The following is a 22280-nucleotide window of genomic DNA, read 5'->3' as shown; positions in this document are numbered from 1 at the left end:
TAACCCTTCGTTAACGAATTAGGCGTCCCTTGGAGAGGTCGCGGGTGCTTATGTAAAATGCCCTTCTGCCCGCGCAGTTGAGGTCACGTTATGTCTGTGTTTCGCCGGGCTCGGGTTCTGATCCGTCCTCTTTTGGTTTTCGCCGCCGCGCTTGCGGGGTTGGCTCTGCTGGCGCAGATGGCCACCGCGCTGTCGGGCGAGGATATGGTCGTGCGCGCGCTCACGTCGTGGAACGCGATGGGCGCGTGGACGGCGTTGACCATTCTGGCGATGGCGGGCGCGATTGCGTTTCGGCGCGAGGCACCGAATGTGGCGCGCGGGCTGGCGGCGGGAACGCTGTTGCTGTGCCTGTTCTCGAACTTTGCGGAGGTCTATGACCTGAGCGGCGCGGGGGCGATCGGGGGAGGCGCGGCCGCGCTCTTGGGGATCACCGCGGCGGGGTTCTTCGCGCTGGAGGCGGGTGCCTATCTGTTTGGAACGATTGCCTATCTGACGGTGTTCGGCGGGGCTTTGATGTACCTGCTGTCGCACAGTATCGCGACCAGCCGGCTGGCGGAGGGCGTGTCGATCGGGGCGGCACTGGCGATCATGTGTCTCGCCTATGCGGGGCTCATCTGCCGTAGCGATCGTGGGGTGATGCGGGTGCTGCTCAACGAGCATGCGTCGGGGCGGCAGGCACGGGCGCAGATGCTTCTGGGGGTCGTCGCGCCCTTCCTGCTGGGCACGTTCTACCTGCTCAGCGATCAGGGGAGTCAGGTGCGCGCGGAGCTGCTGTTGCTGGTCGCGACCATCGTGGGGTTGAATATCGGGCTGATCATCCTGATGGCAGTTTCGCTGGAGCGGGTGGATCATGCGCGGCGCAAGGCCGAGCGGGAACTGGTGAACCGGGCGATGCGCGACGGGCTGACGGGGCTGTTCAACCGGGAGATGCTCGGGCGGCGTTTCGCACAGTATTTCGCGCAAGGTATGCGCGAGCAGGTGCCTTTCACGGCGCTGATGATCGACCTCGACCATTTCAAGCAGATCAACGATCTGGGCGGGCATTCTCTGGGTGATCGCGTTCTGCGCCGCACGGCGCGGGCGATGCGGGCGCAGCTGCGGCTGGAGGATACGATGGCGCGGGTCGGCGGCGAGGAATTCGCGGTGATCCTGCCGGGGGCGGGGCTGGCCGAGGCGCTCGAAGTGGCGGAGCGGTTGCGTGTCTGTGTGGCGGGACTGCGTTTCGAGGATCAGTACGGCGCGGCGCTGCAGGTCACTGTCTCGATCGGGGTGGCCGAATGGGAGCGCGGCGAGGAGCTGCGGAGCCTCTATGCGCGCGCCGACGGGGCGCTCTACGCGGCGAAGAATGGCGGGCGCGACCGGGTGTTGCTGGCGCCGCCCACCGCTCAGATGCGCTGCACCGCGCTGACGCTGCCGCCCCTGAGCACGGGGCGGGCGCCGACGGCTGTACCGACGCTCCCGGCACGGCAGACTGAACCGGTTCGTGCCCCGCAACGCTAGCCCCCCTCACGCGCCGTCCGTCCCGAACGGTAACCCGCCTGTCGCAATGGGTTATGATTGCGCCTTTGCGCGCCCCCGTGTATCAGGTCTGCCAAGATATTTGGCTGAGAAAGAGGTCGGGCATGCGTCGGGTAGTAGTCACGGGTCTGGGAATGGTCACGCCGCTGGCTTGCGGCGTCGAGGAGACCTGGTCGCGGCTTATCGCGGGACAATCGGGGGCGGGGACGATCTCGCGCTTCGATGCGTCCAATGTGACCACGAAATACGCCTGCGAGATTCCGCTGGGCGACGGGTCCGACGGCACGTTCAATGCCGATGACTGGATGGAGCCGAAAGAGCAGCGCAAGGTCGACGATTTCATCCTCTACGGGATGACGGCGGCGACGCAGGCGGTGAAGGATTCCGGCTGGGAGCCGCAGGACGAAGAGAGCCGTCTGCGCACCGGTGTGATGATCGGCTCGGGGATCGGCGGCCTCAGCTCGATCGCGGATACGGCCGTTCTGATCAAGGAAAAGGGCGTCCGCCGCGTCAGCCCGTTCTTCATTCCGGGCGCGCTGATCAACCTCGTCTCGGGGCAGGTCTCGATCCGCTTCGGCTTCAAGGGCCCGAACCATGCGGTCGTCACCGCCTGTTCGACCGGCGCGCATGCCATCGGTGATGCGGCGCGTCTGATCATGCTCGGCGATGCCGATGTGATGGTCGCAGGTGGCGCGGAGAGCCCGATTTCGGAGATTGGCATCGCGGGCTTCAACGCCTGTAAGGCGCTGTCCACGAAGCGCGGCAACGAGCCGGAGGCTGCGAGCCGTCCGTGGGATGCCGACCGCGACGGGTTCGTGATGGGTGAGGGCGCGGGCTGCGTCGTGCTCGAGGAATACGAGCACGCCAAGGCGCGCGGCGCGAAGATCTATGCCGAGGTGCTGGGCTATGGCCTGTCGGGCGACGCCTATCACATCACCGCGCCGTCCGAGGATGGCGATGGCGGCTTCCGTGCGATGAAAGCCGCGCTGGAGCGGGCCGATCTGAACCCCGATCAGGTGGATTACATCAACGCGCATGGCACTTCGACCATGGCCGACGTGATCGAACTGGGCGCGGTGCAGCGCCTGCTGGGCGACGCGGCCTCGAAAGCCACGATGAGCTCGACCAAGTCCTCGGTCGGCCACCTTCTGGGGGCTGCCGGCGCGGTGGAGGCGATCTTCTCGATCCTCGCGATCCGCGATCAGATCGCACCGCCGACGCTGAACCTGGAAAATCCGCCGGAAGAGGCCGTGATCGACCTCGCGCCGAAGACCGCGGTCAAGCGCAAGATCGACGTCGCGCTGTCCAACAGCTTCGGCTTCGGTGGCACCAATGCGAGCCTCGTGATGGGCAAGGTGGATAGCTGATGTGGCGTAACATCGTCTCGAATTTCCTGACGCTGCTGATCGTCATTCTCGTCGCGCTTGGCGGGTTGGTCGCCTGGGCGAAGAACCAATATGTCGAGCCCGGCCCGCTGGCCGAGGCGATGTGTCTGCGCGTCGCGCCGGGCGAAAGCCTGCAGGGAGTGTCGTCCAGTCTGAAAGACAAGGGGGCGATCTCGTCCTCCTATCTGTTCCGCACGGGTGCGCAGTATGAGGAAAAGGCCGACAAGCTGAAATTCGGCTCCTACCTGATCGAGCCGAACGCCTCGATGCAGTCCATCGTCGGGCAGATCACCTCCGGTGGTCCGTCGACCTGCGGGTCGGAACTGGTGTTCCGGATCGGGGTGAACGGCAACGAAGTGCTGCTGCGCGAGCTGGACCCGACCACGGGCGATTACCAGAAGGTCGCGGAGTACAATCCCGAGAGCGAGAAGCCGCCCGAAGGGTTCGAGGACAAGGCCGACCGTGCCGATGTCCGCACCCGCGTGACGGTGGTCGACGGTGTGACCAGCTGGCAGATTGTGCAGGGGCTGCAGGAAGCGAGCTTCCTGTCCGGCAAGATCGACGGGGTGCCGGGCGAAGGCACGCTCGCGCCTGACAGCTACGAGGTGACGCGCGGGGCCGACCGGCAAGCGCTGATCGGTCTGATGGCCGATCGTCAGTCGAAAATCCTCGCCGACGCCTGGGACGGACGCGCAGACGGGCTGCCCTATGACGATCCGCAGCAGGCGCTGACTATGGCCTCGATCGTCGAGAAGGAAACCGGTGTGCCCGAAGAGCGCCCGGAAGTGGCGAGCGTCTTCATCAACCGTCTCGAGAAGGGGATGCGGCTGCAGACCGACCCGACGGTGATCTACGGCGTGACCGAAGGCAAGGGGGTGCTGGGCCGCGGCCTGCGCCAGTCCGAGCTGCGCAAGGCCACGCCCTACAACACCTATGTCATCGACGGGCTGCCGCCCGGACCGATCGCGAATCCGGGCAAGGCGGCCATCGAGGCGGCGATGCATCCCGATTCGACCGACTACCTGTTCTTCGTGGCCGATGGCTCCGGCGGACATGCGTTCTCGAGCACGATCGAGGAGCATAACAAGAACGTAGCGAAGTGGCGCGAGATCGAGAAACAGCGTCAGGAAGATGCGTCAAGCAACTGATAAACAAAAAAGAACCCCGGTTTTCGCCGGGGTTCTTTTTTGACTGGAGCGCACAACCCAGAATTTAGAGCTTGACTTTGCGAACGCTCTCGGGTAGAGATTTGGCATGCTAGGAAAAGTGGGCAAGCGCCGCGGGGAAACCCGACGGCGTTTTTTCATGTCTCTCGAACGGACCAACTTGGAACGGGTGGGTTCGTCAGTGATGCAAGACAACAAAGTGAACGAGGCGGGGGCGCCGGTCGATCTTCTGGATCAGACCGAAGCGCTCTATCGGGACGTGGCCGAGGAGCTGGCGCAGGCGCTGCAGGGGGTGCGGCGCGGCGACATATCCGAGGCGAAAGCGGCGGTGCAGGCGGTCAAGGACCTCCGCACCGCTTTTCATTTGGTGATGGAGGAACGATCGCGTGTCGAGAAACTCCGCAGACAGCTGGCAGGTGTCGCCGCCGGACGCGATGGCGCGCTCGACTTCGATGCCGCCAGAGCTGAAATCGGGCGCCGCCTGGCTCGCCTCCGCGACGCCTGAGAGCGTCGAGGCGTTTCTCGACGGGCTCGACGACAATGCATTGCTCGCGCTGCCCTGGATCTTCGAGTTCTGGGCGTTGGATCATCAGCTTCCGCCCGAAGGGGATTGGAAGTCCTGGGTGATCATGGGCGGACGCGGCGCGGGCAAGACGCGGGCCGGGGCCGAGTGGGTGCGTGCGCAGGTGGAAGGCGCACGCCCGCTCGACCCCGGAAGGGCGCGGCGCGTGGCGCTGGTCGGCGAGACCTTCGATCAGGTGCGCGATGTGATGGTGATGGGGGAGAGCGGGATATTGGCCTGCTCTCCGCCCGACCGCAGGCCCGACTGGGAGGCGGGGCGGCGTCGGCTCGTCTGGCCGAACGGGGCCACGGCGCAGGCCTTCTCGGCTCATGAGCCCGAGGCGCTGCGGGGGCCGCAATTCGACGCGGCCTGGGTCGATGAGATGGGCTGCGCCGCGATCGACAAGGGGACCAACGAGCCGAACAAGTTCCTCGATCCGAAAAGCTCGGAAAGCGCGCTGCCGCATTACTCGGATGGGCGGCGCGATGATTACATCCAGATGCAATATCTGCGAGCGATGACCGAGTATTGGGGGGAAACGGCCAACAATCCGATTTCGGAATATTACGGCGGGCCGATGGTGGATTTGGCGCGCGCCCATGTCTGGGCGTGGGATGTGCGGCCCTATCCGCAATTTCCCGGTCTGCCGGAGGTATGGGACGATGCGACGAATTACGCGCGGGGGCATTGGATTTCGGGGCGGGCGACGGCACAGCCTCTGGCGCATGTCGTGGGCGAGATTTGTGCGCTCGCGGGGGTCGAGGTGTTCGATGTGAGCGCGCTGCACGGGGTGGTGCGCGGATATGCGATGCCTGGGGGGATCTCGCCGCGCGGCGCGTTGCAGTCGCTGAGCCTGATCTACGGCTTCGATGCGGTGGAGCGCGACGGTGAGTTGGTGTTCCGGATGCGCGATGCATCGGTGGATGCGGAGGTGGTGCCTCCGCTGCTGGCGTTGGACGGCGACGATCAAAGCCTGGAGACGCGCCGTGCACCGGAGGCGGAGATCGCGGGACGCGTGCGACTGGCCTATGTCGAGGCCGATGGTAGTTTCGAGACCCGCGCCGTGGAAGCGATCTTCCCCGATGAGGAGAACGGGCCGGCTTCTGCGAGCGAGGCGCCTCTGGCGCTGACGCGGGCGGAGGGAATGCGCGTCGTGAACCGCTGGCTCTCGGAGGCGCGGGTGGGGCGCGATACGGCGCAGTTCACGCTTCCGCCGTCGATGGGGTGGCTCGGGCCGGGGGATGTCGTGGTGTTGCAAGCCGAGGAGGGCGCACGGCGCTACCGGATCGACCGGATGGAGCGTGCCGAGGCGATCCGTGTGGAGGCGGTCCGGGTCGAGCCGGGGATCTATGAGGCGTCGGAGGAAACCGACGAGGTGGCGCGGATCGAGAGCTTCACGCCGCCTGTGCCGGTCACACCGGTATTCCTTGATTTGCCATTGCTGACAGGCGCGGAAGACCCTTATGCGCCGCATCTGGCGGTAACGGCGAGCCCTTGGCCGGGGGCGGCAGCTTTGTATTCCGCGCTCGAGGATGCGGGCTATGCGCTTAATACCAAGGCCGAAACCCAAGCGGCGATCGGTGTGACACAGACAATCTTGCCGCATGCGCAGACCGGGCTCTGGGATCGCGGGCCGAGCCTGCGCGTGAAGATGCTGTCGGGGGCCTTGGAAAGCGCGAGCGAAGAAGGTGTGTTGGCGGGACTGAACGCGATGGCGATCGGGGATGGCTCGTCGGATCGCTGGGAGGTGTTCCAGTTCCGGGCCGCCGAGCCGGTAGAGCCGGGCGTCTGGGACGTCGATTGGCGCTTGCGCGGGCAGGCGGGCAGCGATGCGCTGATGCCCGATGCCTGGCCGGAAGGCTCGGTGGTCGTGCTGCTCGACGGGGCGCCGCGCCAGATCGAGGTGTCGCCCTCGGCGCGAAATCAGGCGCGTCACTACCGGGTGGGACCGGCCGGGCGGGGCTATGACGATCCCTCCTATATCCACACGGTTCAGGCCTTTGTGGGCATCGGGCTGCGGCCCTTGTCGCCCTGTCATTTGCGCGCGCAGGCGCTGGGCAGTGATCTGCGGCTGAGCTGGGTGCGGCGGACCCGGATCGGGGGCGACGACTGGGAGGCGCTGGACGTGCCTTTGGGCGAGGTGTCGGAGCGCTACCGGGTGCGGGTGCTCGAGGGTCAGGCGATCCGACGCGAGGTGATCGTGAGCGCGCCGGGTTGGACCTATGGCGCGGCAGAGCGCGCGAAAGACGGGATGATCGGCGCGCCGAGCTTCGAGGTAGCGCAGATCTCGGACGTCTTCGGGCCGGGGTTGCCAGCGCGGCTGACCTGGACCGGGTGAGATGCGCGCTTTGCTGGACGGCGATCTGATGGTGCTGGCGCGGGTGGTGATGCTTTGGCCCGAGGCGGGGCGCGCGGACCGGCTTCAGCGGCTCCTTGACCGGGTTCATGCGGCGGATCGCTATTGCAAGCGGTTCCGCCGCGCGCATCCGTGCTGGGGCAATGGCTCGATCCTCAGCATGGCGCTGGGCTTGCCGCGGGCGAAGGCGGGGCCCGGCGATCCGGGCTACCTGCGCGCGCTGGGCTTTGTATGTGCCGGGATGGCCGAGTGGCGCATGGGGCGCCAGCCGCGAAAGTGAAATGACGTAAAGCCCCTTCCTCTATCCGACGGAAAGCCTATGTGTTAGGTTCTTGCGCGCGAAGAGGGAGTTATCCGATGAACAAGCAAATGGCCAAAGTTGCAACTGTCGATCCGGTCTGGACGCAGATTTGCGACGAGGCGCGGGCCGCCGTGCGGGACGAGCCGCTTCTTGGCGCGCTGATCCATGCTGGGCTGTTGCACCACCCGACGCTGGAGCGCGCGCTGGCCTATCGTTTCTCGATGAAACTGGCCTCGGCAGAGATGAGCGAGCAGATCCTGCGCGAGATCGCTGAGGAAGCTTTCGCCGCCGATCCCGATCTGGGGCAGGCGGCGCGGGCCGATCTGGTGGCCGTGCATGAGCGCGACCCGGCCTGCCACCGGCTGATCCAGCCGCTGTTGTTCTTCAAGGGCTTTCAGGCGCTGCAAAGCTACCGGATCGCGCACTGGCTGTTCACGAACGGTCGCCGCGACATGGCCTATTTCGTGCAGATGCGCACCTCCGAGCTGTTCGGCGTGGACATCCATCCCGGCGCGAGGATAGGGCGCGGCATCATGATGGACCATGCCCATTCGATCGTGATCGGGGAAACGGCTGTCGTGGGCGACAATGTCTCGATGCTGCATTCGGTGACGCTCGGCGGGACCGGCAAGGAAGACGAAGAGCGTCACCCGAAGATCGGCAATGGCGTGCTGATCGGGGCGGGCGCGAAGGTGCTCGGCAATATCCATGTCGGCGATTACAGCCGGATCGCGGCGGGTTCGGTCGTACTCTCCGACGTGCCGCGCTGCACGACGGTGGCCGGAGTGCCCGCGAAGATCGTGGGCGAGGCGGGCTGCGACCGCCCCGCGCGCGAGATGGATCAGCTTTTGCACAGCAAGTGAGCGCATCTCATAGAATAGACAGGCGGGGCTTCGGCCCCGCTTTTTTCATGTCTGGCACCTGGCTAAAGTGAACCCTGGCCGGGGCGCAGGGCGTAGCTCTCGTGACAGATCACAGGAGAGCGACATGAAACCGATTTGGATGACCGGGCTCGCGGCCCTTCTCGTTTGCGCGCCGGCGGGACTTGCCAGTGCCAGCGCGAGTGTCGACTTTCAGACGCTGCCAGCGGATCAAAGCGACCTCGCGCCGTATCGCTGGGATCGCCGCGTGGTGCTGATCTTCGCCCCGTCCGAGACCGATCCGCAGTTTCGCGCGGCGCGCAAGATGGTGGAGGCGCAGGCTGCGGGAATTTCGGAACGTGACATCACCATTCTCGCCGACACGACACCGGAAATGGCTGGCGCTTTGCGCGGCAAGTTCGGGGTCGACGGGTTTCGGATGCTGCTGATCGGTAAGGACGGCGGGGTGAAGATGGACCGCGCGGAACCGATCTCCGCGGAGACGCTGTTCTCCACCATCGACGCGATGCCGATGCGTCAGCGTGAGATGCGAGGCGACTAAAATGTTGAGGATAAACGAAGGCCCGGACCTCGCGGTCCGGGCCTTCTGTCATTTTCAGTGAAGGGCGTGGCCTCAGGCCAGCATCAGCATCGGGTTCTCAAGGTTCTCGCAGATCGCCTTCATCAGCTCCGCGCCGAGCGCCCCGTCGATCACGCGGTGATCGACCGAGAGCGTCATCGACATGACCGTGGCCACCTCGATCTCGCCTTCGGCATTCACGACCGGCTGTTTGATCCCTGCGCCGACGGCGAGGATCGCGCCATGCGGCGGGTTGATGACCGCGTCGAAATTCTCGATCCCGAACATGCCGAGATTGGAGATCGCGAAGCTGCCGCCCTGATATTCATGCGGCGCGAGCTTGCGGTCGCGGGCACGGGTGGCGAGGTCCTTCATCTCCGCGGACAGCGTCGAGAGCGACTTCATCTCCGCATCCTTCAGCACCGGGGTGAACAGTCCGCCTTCGATTGCGACCGCGACGGCCACGTCCGAGGGCTTCAGCTTGAACACCTTGTCGCCGGCCCAGACCGCATTCGCATCCGGCACCGATTGCAGCGCCAGCGCGCAGGCCTTGATGATGAAGTCGTTGACCGAGAGCTTCACGCCGCGCCCCTCGAGCTGCTTGTTCAGCTGCGAGCGGAATTTCATCAATGCGTCGAGTTTGACCGAACGGCGCAGATAGAAATGCGGGATCGTCTGCTTGGCCTCGGTGAGACGCGCGGCGATGGTCTTGCGCATCCCGTTGAGCTCGATCTCCTCGTATTCGCGACCCTCGTACATCTTCGCGATGGTCGAGGAGGAGACGGATGCCGCCGCAGGGGCAGGGGCCGCAGCCTCCGCTTTCGGTGCGTCCGCCTTGGCCGGGGCTGCCTTGCCGCCTTCAGCGGCTTCGACATCGGCCTTCACGATACGACCTTTCGGACCCGAGCCCTTCAGCGCGGCCAGATCGACGCCCTTGTCGGCGGCGATGCGGCGTGCGAGCGGCGAGGCGAAGACGCGCTTGCCATCCGCATCCTGCGGGGCGGCGGGCGCTTTTTCCGTCTTCGGCGCGGCGCTTGCACCTTTCGAGCCACCGGTTTTCGCGCCGCTTTTCTCGGCGGGCGCGTTGTCGGCTTCCTTGGTCTCTTTCGCATCCTCGGCGGCTTCGGCTTGCGCCTCACCGGGAACGGGGCTCTCGGCCTCGTCCACGGCGGAGGCATCCTCGCCCTCTTCCAGCAGCACGGCGATCGGGTCGTTGACCTTCACGCCGGAGGTGCCTTCCGAGACGAGGATCTTGCCGATCACGCCCTCATCCACAGCCTCGAATTCCATCGTGGCCTTGTCAGTCTCGATCTCCGCGATGATGTCGCCCGAGGAGACTTCGTCCCCCTCTTTCACGAGCCATTTCGCGAGCGTGCCTTCCTCCATCGTGGGCGACAGGGCGGGCATCAAAATCTGGGTTGCCATTGCGCTATCCCCTTACCGGTAGGTGACTTTTTTGACCGCATCGACGACCTCGTCCGAGGTCACGAGCGCCATTTTCTCGAGGTTGGCCGCGTAGGGCATGGGCACGTCCTTGCCGGTGCAGTTGATCACCGGCGCGTCGAGCCAGTCGAAGGCGCGCTCCATGATCACGGCCGACAGGTGGTTGCCGAAGCTTGCCACGGGGAAGCCTTCCTCGACGGTCACGCAGCGGTTGGTCTTGCGCACCGAGGCGAGCACCGTGTCGTAATCCACCGGGCGCAGGGTGCGCAGGTCGATCACTTCCGCGTCGATGCCCTCTTTCTCGAGCTTGTCGGCGGCCTCCAGAGCGTGGCTCATGCCGATGCCCCAGCTGACGATGGTGACATCCGACCCTTCGCGCCAGATTTTCGCCTTGCCGAAGGGGATGGTGAAGTCCTCCAGATCCGGCACCTCGAACGAACGCCCGTAAAGGATCTCGTTTTCGAGGAAGATCACCGGGTTCGGGTCACGGATCGCCGATTTCAGTAGGCCTTTCGCATCGGCCGCCGAATAGGGCTGCACGACTTTCAGACCCGGAACATGGGCATACCATGCGCCGTAATCCTGGCTGTGCTGAGCCGCCACGCGGGCTGCCGCGCCGTTCGGGCCTCGGAACACCATCGGTGCGCCCATCTGGCCGCCCGACATGTAGAGCGTCTTCGCTGCCGAGTTGATGATCTGGTCCATCGCCTGCATGGCGAAGTTGAAGGTCATGAATTCGACGATCGGGCGCAGGCCGCCAAAGGCCGCGCCGACGCCGAGACCGGCAAAGCCATGCTCGGTGATCGGGGTGTCGATCACGCGGCGGTCGCCGAACTCGTCGAGCAGGCCTTGCGTGACCTTGTAGGCGCCTTGGTATTCGGCGACTTCCTCACCCATCACGAAGACGGTGTCGTCGGAACGCATTTCCTCGGCCATCGCATCGCGCAGCGCCTCGCGGACGGTCTGCGTCTTCATCGGCGTGCCTTCGGGCCAGTCCGGCGTGGTGTCGGGCTTGGGCATGTCGTCGTCCGAGGATTTCGCCTGAGCGGGAGCCTTCGCGGGCTCGCCTTCGTCGTCGCTTTCGGCGGCGTCCGACCCGGTATCGGGCGCTTCGGCCTCTTCGGCGGCGGAGGCGTCTTCGCCTTCTTCCAGCATCACTGCGATCGGGTCGTTGACCTTCACGCCGGAGGTGCCTTCTGCGACGAGGATTTTGCCCAGCGTGCCTTCGTCGACCGCTTCGAACTCCATCGTGGCCTTGTCGGTCTCGATCTCGGCGATGATGTCACCGGCCGAAATCTCGTCGCCCTCTTTCTTGAGCCATTTCGCCAGCGTGCCCTCTTCCATCGTGGGCGAGAGCGCGGGCATCAGAATCTTGGTTGCCATCTGTCTTTCCCCCCTCAGGCGTTCTGCGGCGCGACATCGGTATAGATGTCGGTGTAAAGTTCATCCGCGGAGGGCTCGGGGCTCTCCTTGGCGAAATCGGCGGCGCCGTTGACGATCGCCTTGATATCCTTGTCGACCTGCTTGAGCTCGTCCTCGGTCGCATGCTTGCCGGTCAGCAGAAGCTGGCGGATATGCTCGATCGCGTCGCGCTCTTCGCGCATCTTCTGCACCTCTTCGCGGGTCCGGTATTTCGCCGGGTCCGACATCGAGTGGCCGCGATAGCGATAGGTCTTGATCTCGAGGATGTAGGGGCCCTTGCCCGAGCGGCAGTGCGCGACGGCCTTCTCGCCGGCCTGCTTCACAGCCAGCACGTCCATCCCGTCGACTTCCTCGCCCGCGATGCCATAGGCGATGCCGCGTTCGTAGAAGTCCGGCGACTTGGTCGCGCGCTTCACGCTGGTGCCCATGGCATATTGGTTGTTCTCGATCACGAAGACGACCGGAAGGTCCCAGAGCTGCGCCATGTTGTAGGTCTCTGCGACCTGACCCTGGTTCGCCGCACCATCGCCGAAATAGGTGAAGGTGACGTTGTCGTTGCCCTTGTACTTATCCGCGAAGGCGAGGCCCGCGCCGATCGGCACCTGCGCTGCGACGATGCCGTGGCCGCCGTAGAAATGCTTCTCTTTCGAGAACATGTGCATCGAGCCGCCCTTGCCCTTCGAGTAGCCGCCATCGCGGCCCGTGAGCTCGGCCATCACGCCTTTCGGGTCCATCCCGCAGGCGAGCATATGCCCGTGATCGCGATAGGAGGTGACGCGCTTGTCGCCTTCCTTCGCCGCAGCCTCGAGGCCCACGACCACCGCTTCCTGCCCGATATAGAGGTGGCAGAAGCCGCCGATCAGACCCATGCCGTAAAGCTGACCCGCCTTCTCTTCGAAGCGCCGGATCAGCAGCATGTCATGGTAATATTGCTTGAGTTCCTCGGCCGAGACATTCGCGCCCGCTTTGGCGCCGCTCGCCGAGCCTTTCCGTGCTGCCATTGGTCAGACCTCCCTTGGCCGGAATAGTTTAGCGTTAAACCATTCCTTACAGCAATGCCGGGCCGAAGGCAATGACTCCACGGTATCGCGGGGCAGGAATGGCGTTCACTTTCCAACTAGGGCCGGTGGGGCGGTTTTCGAGCGATGTTTGTGCCGCGAAAATGGGCAGACCGGGAAGCCTCTCAGCGGATCACGATCTCGTCCGAGCGCATCGCGCCCAGCACTTCGCGCGCCCGGCTGTCGAGGAGGTCCAGATCGAGGTAATCGTCGGACAGGCGATGGGTCAGATTGGCCATCCGGTCGACCTTGGCGCGCAGCGCATCGCGCTCGGCGCGCTTGGCGTCGATCTCCGCTTCGATCTGCACGCGGCTGAGAATGCCGTAACGCCCCTGCACGGCGGCAAAGGCGAAATAGGCGCCCAGCACCACTGCCACGGTCACGAAAATCAGAGGCCCGATCGTGGGGCGTCTCATCACCATTGTCCTGCCTCGCTTCTTCGCTGGTCGCGTGCCTGTCCCCCAGACCCGCGCCACGGCCTCTGACGGGCCCTGTGTCTCGAATCATGTCACATGTGATTCGTCATTGGAATCCCCCGGATGATCAATTCTGCAAAGATTTCGCACGACGTTGCGCGCTGGGTTGTGCATCGGGTTGCGCATTCAGCGGTCCGCCTCGCACGCGTGGCCCCGCATGCGCGCGGACTTGCCCCGGCGCGCGCATCTGGCTAGGCAGGTTTGGCAGCAGGAAAGGCGCGTATGTGAGCATCTCCGGGTTCATCAAGGCGGTCGGGTCGAAGAAGATGCGTCTCTTCGGCATCACCGCGCCGCCCGCAGCCGAAGGGCGCGAGGGGATCGCTCTCGTCGCCATCGTGAAGAACGTGGGCGACTACATCCTCGAATGGCTGGAATTCCACACGGTTGCCGGCGCGCGCCACGTCTTTCTTTATGACAATGGCTGCACTGACGACACGCTGGCCAAGATCGCCGCGTCGCCCTTCGCGGCGTCTGTTGCCGTGACCCCCTGGCGCATGGCGGGCTACGACCCGGCCACGGAGCGCCGCATCTCGCAGCAGGTCGCGGCCTATGCCCATGCGGTGACGACCTTCGGCGCCGATTTCGAGCGGATGGCCTTCATCGATATCGACGAATTCCTCGTCCCCGATCCCGGGCTGAGCCTGATGGAGGCGATCACGCAGCATGGCGATCACTCCAACATCTCGCTGCCCTGGCACATGTTCGGCCATGCGGGCCACGACACGCGCCCCGAGGGCTGGGTGACGCGCGCCTTCACCGACCGCGCGCCGGTTCCCTACGCCCGCGACAGCGATCTCCTGCGCTTCAAATGTATCGTCGACCCGTCCCGCATCTCCGCGGTGGGCGTGCATAGTTTCGAGACCGTGGATATGGGCGAGCGCACCGCCAACGCGGCGGGGCAGGTGGTGTCGAACCGCGCCCGCAAGCAGGAGAGTTTCTTCACCTCCAGCCCGCTGCAGCTGAACCACTACTACCTCCTGTCGAAAGCCGAGCTGGAGACCAAACTCGCGCGCGGCCCGATCAATTTCGGCGGCGCCGAGGGCTATCGCAAGCGCGTTCTGGAGAAAGTCACCGAGATCGAACGCGCGCCTGTCGAGGATCGCAAGGCGGTGGCGTATTTTGACGCGCTCTCAGCCCAGGGGGGGGGCGGCGCGGGTAATAATCTCGGTTAACTGCCGCGCGAGGGCGGCCGGTTCGACCGTCGCGCGCATCGCCTCCATCCGGTCCAGCGCGTCACGCCAGAGCGGCCCGCCATAGCTGTCCTGTGCCAGCCGGAACGTCTTGGTGATGCTCTCGGGCGTCGGGTCGGTCAGAAACGGATAATCCGCACCGAGCATTTCCAACGCATCGTCGACATCGCGATTGACGAGGATATTCGCGTTGCAGGCCGCGGCGGTGAAGCCCTTCGTAAACGGTTTGTAGCCGCGCTCGACCCCATGCGCGGTTTGGCTCTCGGGGCGCACACCGTAATGCAGCGCGAAGCTCCCGATCCGAGGCAGGGCGCGTTCGAAATCCTCGACGGTCGTGATGTCGATCTGCTCGACCGCATCGTGGATCGCTTCGGGGATCATCGCATTGTCAGCCCGGCCGATATAGCCGCAGCTGAAAGCGTGGCGCTCCGGCAGCGACACCGACAGAAGGCGTGGGTCGAAATGGTGATGCAGCAGCTCGACCGGGCAGGACAGTCCCTTGTCCGCGCAAAGGTCTCGCAGCGCCTGTTGGCCGCGCAGTGAGGCCGCAATCAGCAGGTCGAACAATTCGGGCCGCACATGGCGCAGCTTCATGTCGACCACATCCTGCGCGACGGTGATCCCGCGTTTGCGCAGCGGGGCCAGATGCGCGCGCGTCAGGTGCTTTGCCGCGGATTTCACGAAGATACACAGCGCGCCGCACGGAATGCTGCGCGCCACGGCGCGCATCGCAATCGGCGGCATCACGAGCGCATGGAACGGGCGCACAGACAGAGTGATCCCCGGATCCAGATGGGGGCTCAGCAATTCGACCAGCTGCTCGGCCCGCATATAGGCCGACCCACGCTGCGCGAGCGGCCGCGCCATGCGACGAAACAGAACGACATGTCGTTGCACGGACCCTGCGCCTTTCCTGTCTGGGGTGTTCAGCTTTAGCGTGTCCCGGCGCGACGCCGCAAGGTCGCCTGTGATTCAAAAAAGCGGGCCGCCTCCCGACGCCCCGCTTCGGCTTGGTTCAAATATCCCGGAGGAACTCCCGCAGGGAGTGGGGGCAGAGCCCCCTGATCGGTTAACTGATCTTACCCCGCCACAGACGCCGCATGGATCGAGGTGATCGCCTCTTCCAGCATCGCGTTGAACTCTTCATCCGACTGCTGGGCTGAGAGGCCCTCGGTCAGTGCGCGCGAGAAGGAGGCGATCATTCCGGTGTTCTTGGCCAGCTTCTCATTCGCCTCGTCGCGCGAATAGCCGCCCGAGAGCGCCACGACCTTCAGCACCTTCGGGTGATCGACCAGCGGCTTGTAGCGGTTCGGCTCGGTCGGCAGCGAAAGCTTCAGCATCACCTGCTTGCCCTCGGGCACCGTGTCGAGATGGCTCAGGATCTCGGCCAGCAGCATCTGCTCGGCGTCGTCCTTGTCGGAGATCGAGATCGTCACTTCCGGCTCGAGGATCGGCACGAGCCCGTGGCTCAGCACCTGCATCCCCAGCTCGAACTGCTGATCGACGATCGCCTTGATGCCGCCGACATTGGCCGCCGAGATCACCGAACGCTCCTTGGTGCCGAAGATGCCCGCCTTGACCGCGCGCGACAGCAGATCGTCGAGGCCCGGGATCGGCTTCATCAGCTGCACGCCGTTCTCTTCGGCTTCCAGCCCCTTGTCGATTTTCAGGAAGGGCACCACGCCGCGCTTTTCCCAAAGGTAGGTGGCGGTGGGCGTACCGTCGATCTCGCGATCCATCGTCTGCTCGAACAGGATCGCGCCGACAACTTTCTCGCCGGTGAAGGCGGGGGATTTGATGATCCGCGCACGCATCTGGTGGATCAGGTCGAACATTTCCTCTTCGCCGTTATAGGCGTCTTCCTCGATCCCGTAGAGCCGCAGCGCCTTGGGGGTGGAGCCGCCCGATTGGTCGAGGGCTGCGATGAAGCCGTTGCCCTCGCGCATCTGTTCGGTCTGCTTGGCGTTGGACATGGGAATTCCTCCTGCGGGATATGGTGTTGCCAGAAGGGATAGTTTCCGCGCCGGGGCGATGCAACGCTGGTGACGCTAACATCGCGAAATGGCGTGAATTTTGGCGTGACCTCGCCGCTGCGCGCCGTCCTGCGCCGCGAAAAGACGCGCAAATGAAAAGGGCCGGGGCGCTCTCGCAGCCCCGGCCCGATCGGTCTCTGCGCCCTGTCACAGGGCGCGAAGCTCAGTTCTGCTGGTCGAGCGCGGCTACGCCCGGCAGGACCTTGCCTTCCATCCATTCGAGGAAGGCACCACCCGCGGTCGAGATATAGGAGAAGTCCTTCGCCGCATCGGCCTTGTTGAGCGCGGCCACCGTATCGCCACCGCCCGCGACCGAGATCAGCTTCTCGTCGCGGGTCAGTTCTGCCGCTTTCGCCGCCGCCGCATTGGTCGCCGCATCGAAGGGCGCGATCTCGAACGCGCCGAGCGGGCCGTTCCAGATCAGTGTGCGCGAGTTCTCGAAGACTTTCGTGATTTCCTCGACCGATTTCGGACCGGCATCGAGGATCATCGCATCCGCCGGGCAGGCGTCATTGGCCACGGTCTCGTTCTCGGCGCCCGCCTTGAACTCGCGCGCCACGACCACGTCGACGGGCAGGTGGATCTTGCAGCCCGCGTCCTTGGCCTTTTCCATGATCTCTTTCGCCGTGTCGGCCATGTCGCGCTCGGCCAGCGATTTGCCGACATCGATGCCCTGCGCCACGAGGAAGGTGTTCGCCATGCCGCCGCCGATGATCAGGTGATCGACCTTGGCCACCAGATTGCCCAGCAGGTCGAGCTTGGTCGAGACCTTCGCCCCGCCCACGACCGCCGTCACCGGGCGCTCGGGGTCGCCAAGGGCCGCCTCGAGCGCCTTCAGCTCGGCTTCCATCAGGCGACCGGCGGCTGCGGGCAGGATCTTCGCGATGCCTTCGGTCGAGGCGTGCGCGCGGTGCGCAGCCGAGAAGGCGTCGTTGACATAGACCTCGCCGAGCGCGCCCATCTCGGCGGCCAGCATCGGATCGTTCTTCTCTTCGCCTGCGTGGAAGCGGGTGTTCTCCAGCAGAAGAACCTCGCCCTTCTGAAGCGCGCCCACGGCTTCCTTCGCGGGGCCGCCGACGCAGTCCTTGGCGAATTTCACCGGGAAGCCGAAGGCCTTCTCCAGCGCCGGCACCAGCGGCTCGAGGCTCATCTCGGGCACGACCTGACCCTTGGGGCGACCGAAATGCGCCAGCAGCACCGGCTTGCCGCCCTTCGACATGATGTCCTGCACGGTCGGCACGATCTTCTCGATGCGCGTCGCGTCGGTCACTTTTCCGTTCTCCACGGGCACGTTGATATCCACGCGCACCAGCACGACCTTGCCGTCCAGATCGACCTCGTCGAGGGTTTTCCAAGCCATGAAATCACTCTCCCTATCTGCGCAGGGGACCATCATGAATGTGGCCCGCTCCCGCGGCTTGCGTTCTTCATGCCTGCGGCGATGGGTCGCGTCAACACGGCTGACCGAACTGCGGCGCTTTGTCCTTGCCGCGCAGGGGCCTCGCTCCTATGGTCGGGCCAAATTTCAATGGAGGACCCAATGGCCGATATCAAGGATCCCGAGAACACGATCATCATCGAGCTCAAGGACGGGCCGGTCGTGATCGAGCTGCTCAGCGACGTCGCCCCGAAACATGCCGAGCGCATGAAGCAACTCGCCCGCGACGGCGCCTATGACAACGTGGCCTTCCACCGCGTGATCGAGGGCTTCATGGCCCAGACCGGCGATGTCGCGAACGCGAATATGGAAAAGGACTACAATCCGGGCCGCGCGGGCACGGGCGGGTCGCAATATCCCGATCTTCCGGCGGAATTCTCGAAGCTGCCGCATGATCGCGGGACGCTGGGCGCGGCGCGCTCGCAGAACCCGAACTCGGCCAACTCGCAGTTCTTCATCAACTTCAAGGACAACCATTTCCTCAACGGTCAATACACGGTCTATGGCCGCGTGATCTCCGGGATGGAGAATGTCGACAAGATCGCACGCGGCGAGCCGCCGCAGAACCCCGACCGGATGATCTCGGTGAAGGTGGCCGCCGATGCGTAATATCCTGCGCCGCACCGTTCTCGCCGCCGCCGCCAGCCTCGTCGTCGCAGCGCCGGCTGCCTTCGCACAAGACAGCTCGGGCGTGGCCGATACCGGCGGGCCGAAGCTCGTCCTGCAGATCGGCGGTCAGACCGAGGGCAAGGTCGTGATCGACCTGCTCACCGACAAGGCCCCGAAATCCGCCGAACGCCTGATGACGCTCGCGAAGGAAGGCAAATACGACGATGTCGTCTTCCACCGCGTGATCGACGGCTTCATGGCCCAGACGGGCGATGTGCAGTTCGGCAAGAAGGGTGGCGACACCTCGATGGCCGGGATGGGCGGCTCCGATCTGCCCGACCTGCCTGCGGAGTTTTCGAACATCTCCTTCCAGCGCGGCATCGTGGGCATGGCCCGCTCCGCCGATCCGAACTCGGCCAATTCGCAGTTCTTCATCATGTTCGCCCCCGCCCCCCATCTCGACGGGCAATATACCGTCGTGGGCCATGTCGTGAGCGGCATGGATGTGGTCGACAAGATCAAGAAGGGCGACGCCGCGCGCAACGGCGTGGTCGATGACCCCGATTACATCGTCAAGGCGACGGTGGAAGACAAGTAAACCGGGCAAGGGGGCTTCGGCCCCCTTTCTCTTGCGCAGGCTGCCACGTTCGGCTTGGCCCAAATATCCCGGGGGCTTCGCGTCAGCGAAGCGGGGCAGCGCCCCTCCCAGCTTTCAGAGCCGCGCGATCCGCTCGGTCAGGAGCGTGTAGAACCCGTTCGCATCCAGATCGCCCATGAACATCGCATTCGGCGCCCGGTCGGTCACGCGCCACCAGTCGGCGACGGTCATGCCCATGGTCAGCTCGGACGTGGTCTCGATCTCGACATTGATATGCCGTCCCATGAACAGGTCGGGCTTGAGCAGATAGGCGATCACGCACGGATCGTGCAGCGGCGCGCCCTCGGAGCCGTATTTCGCCATGTCGAAGCGCTCGAAGAAATCGGTCCAGCTGGCGACCGCATGGCCGACGCGCGTGCCGAGATTGCGGAACGCCTCGACGCGGGCGCGGGTGGTGAGCGCCTTATGCGTCACGTCGAGCGGCATCACCACCAGCGGCACACCGGATTTGAACACGATCTCGGCGGCCTGCGGATCGACATGGATATTGAATTCGGCGGCGGGCGTGGTGTTGCCCACCTCGAAATAGGCGCCGCCCATCAGCACGATCTCTGCGATCTTCTCCGCGATGTCGGGGGCGCGTTGGAGCGCGGTCGCGATATTGGTGAGCGGGCCCAGCGGGCAGAGCGTCACGCTGCCGGCGGGATGGGCGCGCAGCGTCTCGATCAGGAAGTCGACCGCGTGTTGGTCCTGCAGCGGCATCTGAGGCTCGGGCAGTTCGATCCCGTCGAGCCCGGTCTTGCCATGGACATATTCCGCCGTGACCAGGTCGCGCGCGAGCGGCCGGTCGCAGCCCGCATAGACCGGCACATCCGTCCGCCCGGCCAGTTCGCAGACCACGCGCGCGTTCTTCGACGTCAGCGGCAGCGGCACGTTCCCGGCAACACAGGTGATGCCCTGAACTTCGAGGTCGGGGCTGGCCAGCGCCAGCAGGATCGCCACCGCGTCATCCTGTCCGGGATCGGTATCGATGATGATCTTGCGCGCCATTTTCGCCTCCTTCGCGGGTCCGGCGCGACCTTGGCGTGGCGGCGCGGCGATGTCCAGATATGGGTGCGGGTGACCCTCGGGCACACCAAATCGACATTACCTATGCGTGTGTTCGCCCCGAACCTTTCCTGCGGACGGCCACATTTGGCCACAATCGGTCTCTAGACCACTATCTGCAGGGAAGGACACCCAGACATGAACCAGCATCACATCTTCATCGCAGCGCCCGCTTCGGGTGGAATGAGTGGCCAGATGGCAAGAACGCTTGGCTGTGGGCAGGACGCTTTGGCCCGCGCGGGCTACGGTCCGGCGGTGATCGGGGCTGCGGCTGGCGGGCGTGTCCATCTCGATTCGCAATTGATCGGCGATGCGGCGGCGGGGCTCTATCACCTCTTCGCCCGGGCTCAGGAACGGGCCGAGCGGTTCCGCGAGGCGCTGAGCGGTTCGGTCGGGCGCGTGGTGCTCTATGCGCCGAGTTATGAAGACTATTACCCGGCGCTCTGGCGTGATCTCGCCGCGCGCCGCCCGCTCAAGCCCTTCGCAGAGCTGACGCCGCGCCTGATGGCGCGTCCGCGCCGCTGGGTGAACGTGGTGCGCGATCTGAAAGCCGGTCTCAACCCGCGCGAAATCATCGTGCTGCCGCATGGCTCGAAGATCGGCGAGGCGATGGCCGCGCTGGTGCCGGGCGCGTCGCTCGATCCCGCGCCCGATGCCGAGGCCGCGCATGCCGATACGGTGATCGCGATGATGCAGCGCCTGCACCATTCGGGCGTCGTGATCGGGCCGAAGCAGAAACGCCGTCTGGCGCGGTTCCATCACCAGCAGCCGCAAGGCACGCCGATCGCCGAGTTCGATCCGCTCGACCGGGCCTCGCTGCAGCGGCGCTACGAGCAGGATCTCGAACAGATGGCCGCCATCGACGGCGTGCGCATCGGCCCCGACGAGGCGCTGCAGATCGCAGCCCAGTAACCGCTGCGGTTGCGCTCCAATTCCGGACAATGAAAAAGCGGCGCCCGCTGGACGCCGCTTTCTGTTTTTTTGATGCGGGATTGCGATCAGCCGTCGAGATCGACCTCGTCGATCAGCTTCAGCGCGGTCGGGCGCAGCTCGGCCAGCTTCGCGAGGTCCAGCGTATCGGGCGTGAACTCGCCCCAGCTTTGCACCAGTTCGGAGCGCGCAACGCCCGGCTTGATCGGGAATTCGTGGTTGGTCTGGGCGTAGATTTCCTGCGCCTCGTCGGAGACGAGGAATTCCATCAGCTTGAGCGCGTCCTCGCGGTTCGGCGCGGATTTGGTCATCGCCATGCCCGAGACGTTCATATGGGTGCCGCCTTCCTCGAAGACCGGGAAGGTGATGCGCACGGAATTGGCCCATTGCGCCTGCTCGGGATCGGCGAGCATCTGGCCCATGTAATAGGTGTTGCCCAGCGAGATGTCGCATTCGCCCGCCCAGATCGACTTCACCTGGCTGCGGTCATTGCCTTCCGGCGTCTTGGCGAGGTTCGCCTTCAGCCCTTCGAGCCATTCCTTGGTCGCCTCTTCGCCGTGATGGGCGAGATAGGCCGAGGTCAGCGCGACGTTGTAATCCGAGGTGAAGGAGCGGGTGCAGATGCGGCCCTTCCATTTGTCGGAGGCGAGGTCTTCATAGGTCGTCACCTCGCCATCGGCCACGCGCTCTTTCGAGGCATAGACGATGCGGGCGCGCGAGGTCAGGCCGAACCAGTGGTTCTGCGGGTCGCGGAATTCGGCGGGGATCGCGTCTTGCAGCGCCGGGTCTTCGACCGCCTGCGTCACGTCCGCATTCACCACTTCGCTCAGCCGCGCGATGTCGACGGTCAGCACCAGATCGGCGGGGGAGCGGTCGCCCTCGGCTTTCAGGCGCTCGACCATGCCTTTCTCGACATAGGCGATGTTCACCGCGATCCCGGTCTCTTTGGTGAAAGCGTCGAGCACGGGTTGGATCAGTTCGGGCTGACGGTGGGAGTAGATGTTCACATCCGCAAGCGTCGGCGTGGCGAGGGCCGTGCCCATCAGGGCGAGGGCGAGGGTCCGGGTCATTGAAGTCTCCATTCGCGTTTTCGTGAGCGAAGAGGTAGCGGTCGCTCACGAACGCGTCAATGCCTGAGTGAATTGATCGGAAATATTTTGCCGCTGCCTGCCTGCCCGCTTTTTGGGCGTTCGATTGACCAATGGGCAGGGGCAGGGCGCATTTTTTGAAATTGCGGCTTTTACCGGA

At 64.9% G+C, this 22280-nt stretch carries 21 protein-coding genes; 12 read left to right on the top strand and 9 right to left on the bottom strand.

Annotation, left to right across the window (positions count from 1 at the left end; translation table 11 throughout):
• Positions 1 to 90: 90 nt before the first annotated feature.
• The 8 genes from F8R15_RS09550 (at position 91) to F8R15_RS09515 (ending at position 8710) form a co-directional block, all read left to right on the top strand.
• On the top strand, positions 91 to 1500 hold the full coding sequence (locus F8R15_RS09550) for a GGDEF domain-containing protein (protein WP_152844409.1): 1410 nt from the start codon (positions 91 to 93) through the stop codon (positions 1498 to 1500).
• Between the two features lie 122 nt (positions 1501 to 1622).
• Entirely contained in the window at positions 1623 to 2885 is a 1263-nt protein-coding gene (fabF, locus tag F8R15_RS09545) for a beta-ketoacyl-ACP synthase II (protein WP_078550030.1), read from the top strand.
• On the top strand, positions 2885 to 4051 hold the full coding sequence (gene mltG / locus F8R15_RS09540) for an endolytic transglycosylase MltG (RefSeq protein WP_152844408.1): 1167 nt from the start codon (positions 2885 to 2887) through the stop codon (positions 4049 to 4051). Before fabF ends, mltG begins: the two co-directional genes overlap by 1 nt.
• A 106-nt stretch (positions 4052 to 4157) precedes the next feature.
• Entirely contained in the window at positions 4158 to 4574 is a 417-nt protein-coding gene (locus F8R15_RS09535) for a hypothetical protein (RefSeq protein ID WP_253732505.1), read from the top strand.
• Positions 4456 to 6969: a glycoside hydrolase TIM-barrel-like domain-containing protein gene (locus F8R15_RS09530; protein WP_172976197.1), complete on the top strand. Its 2514-nt coding sequence runs from the start codon at positions 4456 to 4458 to the stop codon at positions 6967 to 6969. The genes F8R15_RS09535 and F8R15_RS09530 overlap by 119 nt, the downstream gene beginning before the upstream one ends.
• 1 nt (position 6970) lies before the next feature.
• On the top strand, positions 6971 to 7267 hold the full coding sequence (locus tag F8R15_RS09525) for a hypothetical protein (RefSeq protein WP_152844406.1): 297 nt from the start codon (positions 6971 to 6973) through the stop codon (positions 7265 to 7267).
• A 77-nt stretch (positions 7268 to 7344) separates the two neighbouring features.
• Positions 7345 to 8151 (top strand): serine O-acetyltransferase, encoded by an 807-nt coding sequence (cysE, locus tag F8R15_RS09520; RefSeq protein ID WP_152844405.1) that lies wholly within the window; start codon positions 7345 to 7347, stop codon positions 8149 to 8151.
• Between the two features lie 124 nt (positions 8152 to 8275).
• Positions 8276 to 8710 carry a DUF4174 domain-containing protein gene (locus tag F8R15_RS09515; protein ID WP_152844404.1) on the top strand — a complete coding sequence of 145 codons (435 nt, stop codon included), beginning with the start codon at positions 8276 to 8278 and terminating at the stop codon, positions 8708 to 8710.
• A 72-nt stretch (positions 8711 to 8782) separates the two neighbouring features.
• Here F8R15_RS09515 and F8R15_RS09510 read toward each other — a convergent pair whose 3' ends face one another.
• The 4 genes from F8R15_RS09510 to F8R15_RS09495 all read right to left on the bottom strand — a co-directional run bounded on the left by F8R15_RS09510 (position 8783) and on the right by F8R15_RS09495 (position 13073).
• Complete coding sequence (locus tag F8R15_RS09510) at positions 8783 to 10153, bottom strand: pyruvate dehydrogenase complex dihydrolipoamide acetyltransferase (RefSeq protein WP_152844403.1); 1371 nt, start codon at positions 10151 to 10153, stop codon at positions 8783 to 8785.
• Between the two features lie 12 nt (positions 10154 to 10165).
• Positions 10166 to 11554: a pyruvate dehydrogenase complex E1 component subunit beta gene (locus F8R15_RS09505; RefSeq protein WP_152844402.1), complete on the bottom strand. Its 1389-nt coding sequence runs from the start codon at positions 11552 to 11554 to the stop codon at positions 10166 to 10168.
• A 14-nt stretch (positions 11555 to 11568) separates the two neighbouring features.
• A complete protein-coding gene (gene pdhA / locus F8R15_RS09500; protein WP_078520888.1) occupies positions 11569 to 12594 on the bottom strand; it encodes a pyruvate dehydrogenase (acetyl-transferring) E1 component subunit alpha in 1026 nt (341 codons plus the stop codon).
• Positions 12595 to 12776: 182 nt separating this feature from the next.
• A complete protein-coding gene (locus F8R15_RS09495; RefSeq protein WP_152844401.1) occupies positions 12777 to 13073 on the bottom strand; it encodes a septum formation initiator family protein in 297 nt (98 codons plus the stop codon).
• A gap of 278 nt (positions 13074 to 13351) precedes the next feature.
• Here F8R15_RS09495 and F8R15_RS09490 point away from each other — a divergent pair, with 278 nt between their 5' ends.
• Positions 13352 to 14299, top strand: a complete 948-nt coding sequence (locus F8R15_RS09490; RefSeq protein ID WP_172976196.1) for a glycosyltransferase family 92 protein — start codon at positions 13352 to 13354, stop codon at positions 14297 to 14299.
• On the opposite strand, the gene F8R15_RS09485 is transcribed toward F8R15_RS09490, so the two are convergent.
• From F8R15_RS09485 to pgk, 3 genes are all read right to left on the bottom strand, one after another.
• Positions 14258 to 15214 (bottom strand): hypothetical protein, encoded by a 957-nt coding sequence (locus F8R15_RS09485; RefSeq protein WP_152844399.1) that lies wholly within the window; start codon positions 15212 to 15214, stop codon positions 14258 to 14260. The genes F8R15_RS09490 and F8R15_RS09485 overlap by 42 nt on opposite strands.
• Positions 15215 to 15396: 182 nt before the next feature.
• Positions 15397 to 16290, bottom strand: coding sequence for a fructose bisphosphate aldolase (locus F8R15_RS09480; protein ID WP_152844398.1), 894 nt, complete (start codon positions 16288 to 16290; stop codon positions 15397 to 15399).
• A 223-nt stretch (positions 16291 to 16513) separates the two neighbouring features.
• The gene (pgk, locus tag F8R15_RS09475) at positions 16514 to 17710 is read right to left on the bottom strand and encodes a phosphoglycerate kinase (protein WP_078570940.1); all 1197 of its coding nucleotides are present in this window, start codon (positions 17708 to 17710) and stop codon (positions 16514 to 16516) included.
• 180 nt (positions 17711 to 17890) lie between these two features.
• Between pgk and F8R15_RS09470 the strand changes: the two genes are divergently transcribed.
• Positions 17891 to 18397 (top strand): peptidylprolyl isomerase, encoded by a 507-nt coding sequence (locus F8R15_RS09470; RefSeq protein ID WP_078540619.1) that lies wholly within the window; start codon positions 17891 to 17893, stop codon positions 18395 to 18397.
• Entirely contained in the window at positions 18390 to 18995 is a 606-nt protein-coding gene (locus F8R15_RS09465; RefSeq protein ID WP_078540620.1) for a peptidylprolyl isomerase, read from the top strand. The genes F8R15_RS09470 and F8R15_RS09465 overlap by 8 nt, the downstream gene beginning before the upstream one ends.
• Positions 18996 to 19109: 114 nt before the next feature.
• Here the strand turns inward: F8R15_RS09465 and F8R15_RS09460 are convergent, their stop codons facing one another.
• Complete coding sequence (locus tag F8R15_RS09460) at positions 19110 to 20045, bottom strand: nucleoside hydrolase (RefSeq protein WP_152844397.1); 936 nt, start codon at positions 20043 to 20045, stop codon at positions 19110 to 19112.
• Positions 20046 to 20240: 195 nt separating this feature from the next.
• On the opposite strand from F8R15_RS09460, the gene F8R15_RS09455 reads away from it, so the two are divergent.
• On the top strand, positions 20241 to 21014 hold the full coding sequence (locus tag F8R15_RS09455; protein WP_078570942.1) for a hypothetical protein: 774 nt from the start codon (positions 20241 to 20243) through the stop codon (positions 21012 to 21014).
• Positions 21015 to 21100: 86 nt separating this feature from the next.
• Here F8R15_RS09455 and F8R15_RS09450 read toward each other — a convergent pair whose 3' ends face one another.
• Positions 21101 to 22102 carry a Fe(3+) ABC transporter substrate-binding protein gene (locus F8R15_RS09450; RefSeq protein WP_253732504.1) on the bottom strand — a complete coding sequence of 334 codons (1002 nt, stop codon included), beginning with the start codon at positions 22100 to 22102 and terminating at the stop codon, positions 21101 to 21103.
• Between the last annotated feature and the right edge of the window lie 178 nt (positions 22103 to 22280).

This window comes from Thioclava sp. JE_KL1 (genome assembly GCF_009296265.1).
In the GTDB taxonomy this organism is placed as follows: domain Bacteria; phylum Pseudomonadota; class Alphaproteobacteria; order Rhodobacterales; family Rhodobacteraceae; genus Thioclava.
This window is presented reverse-complemented; position numbering and strand designations above follow the sequence as displayed.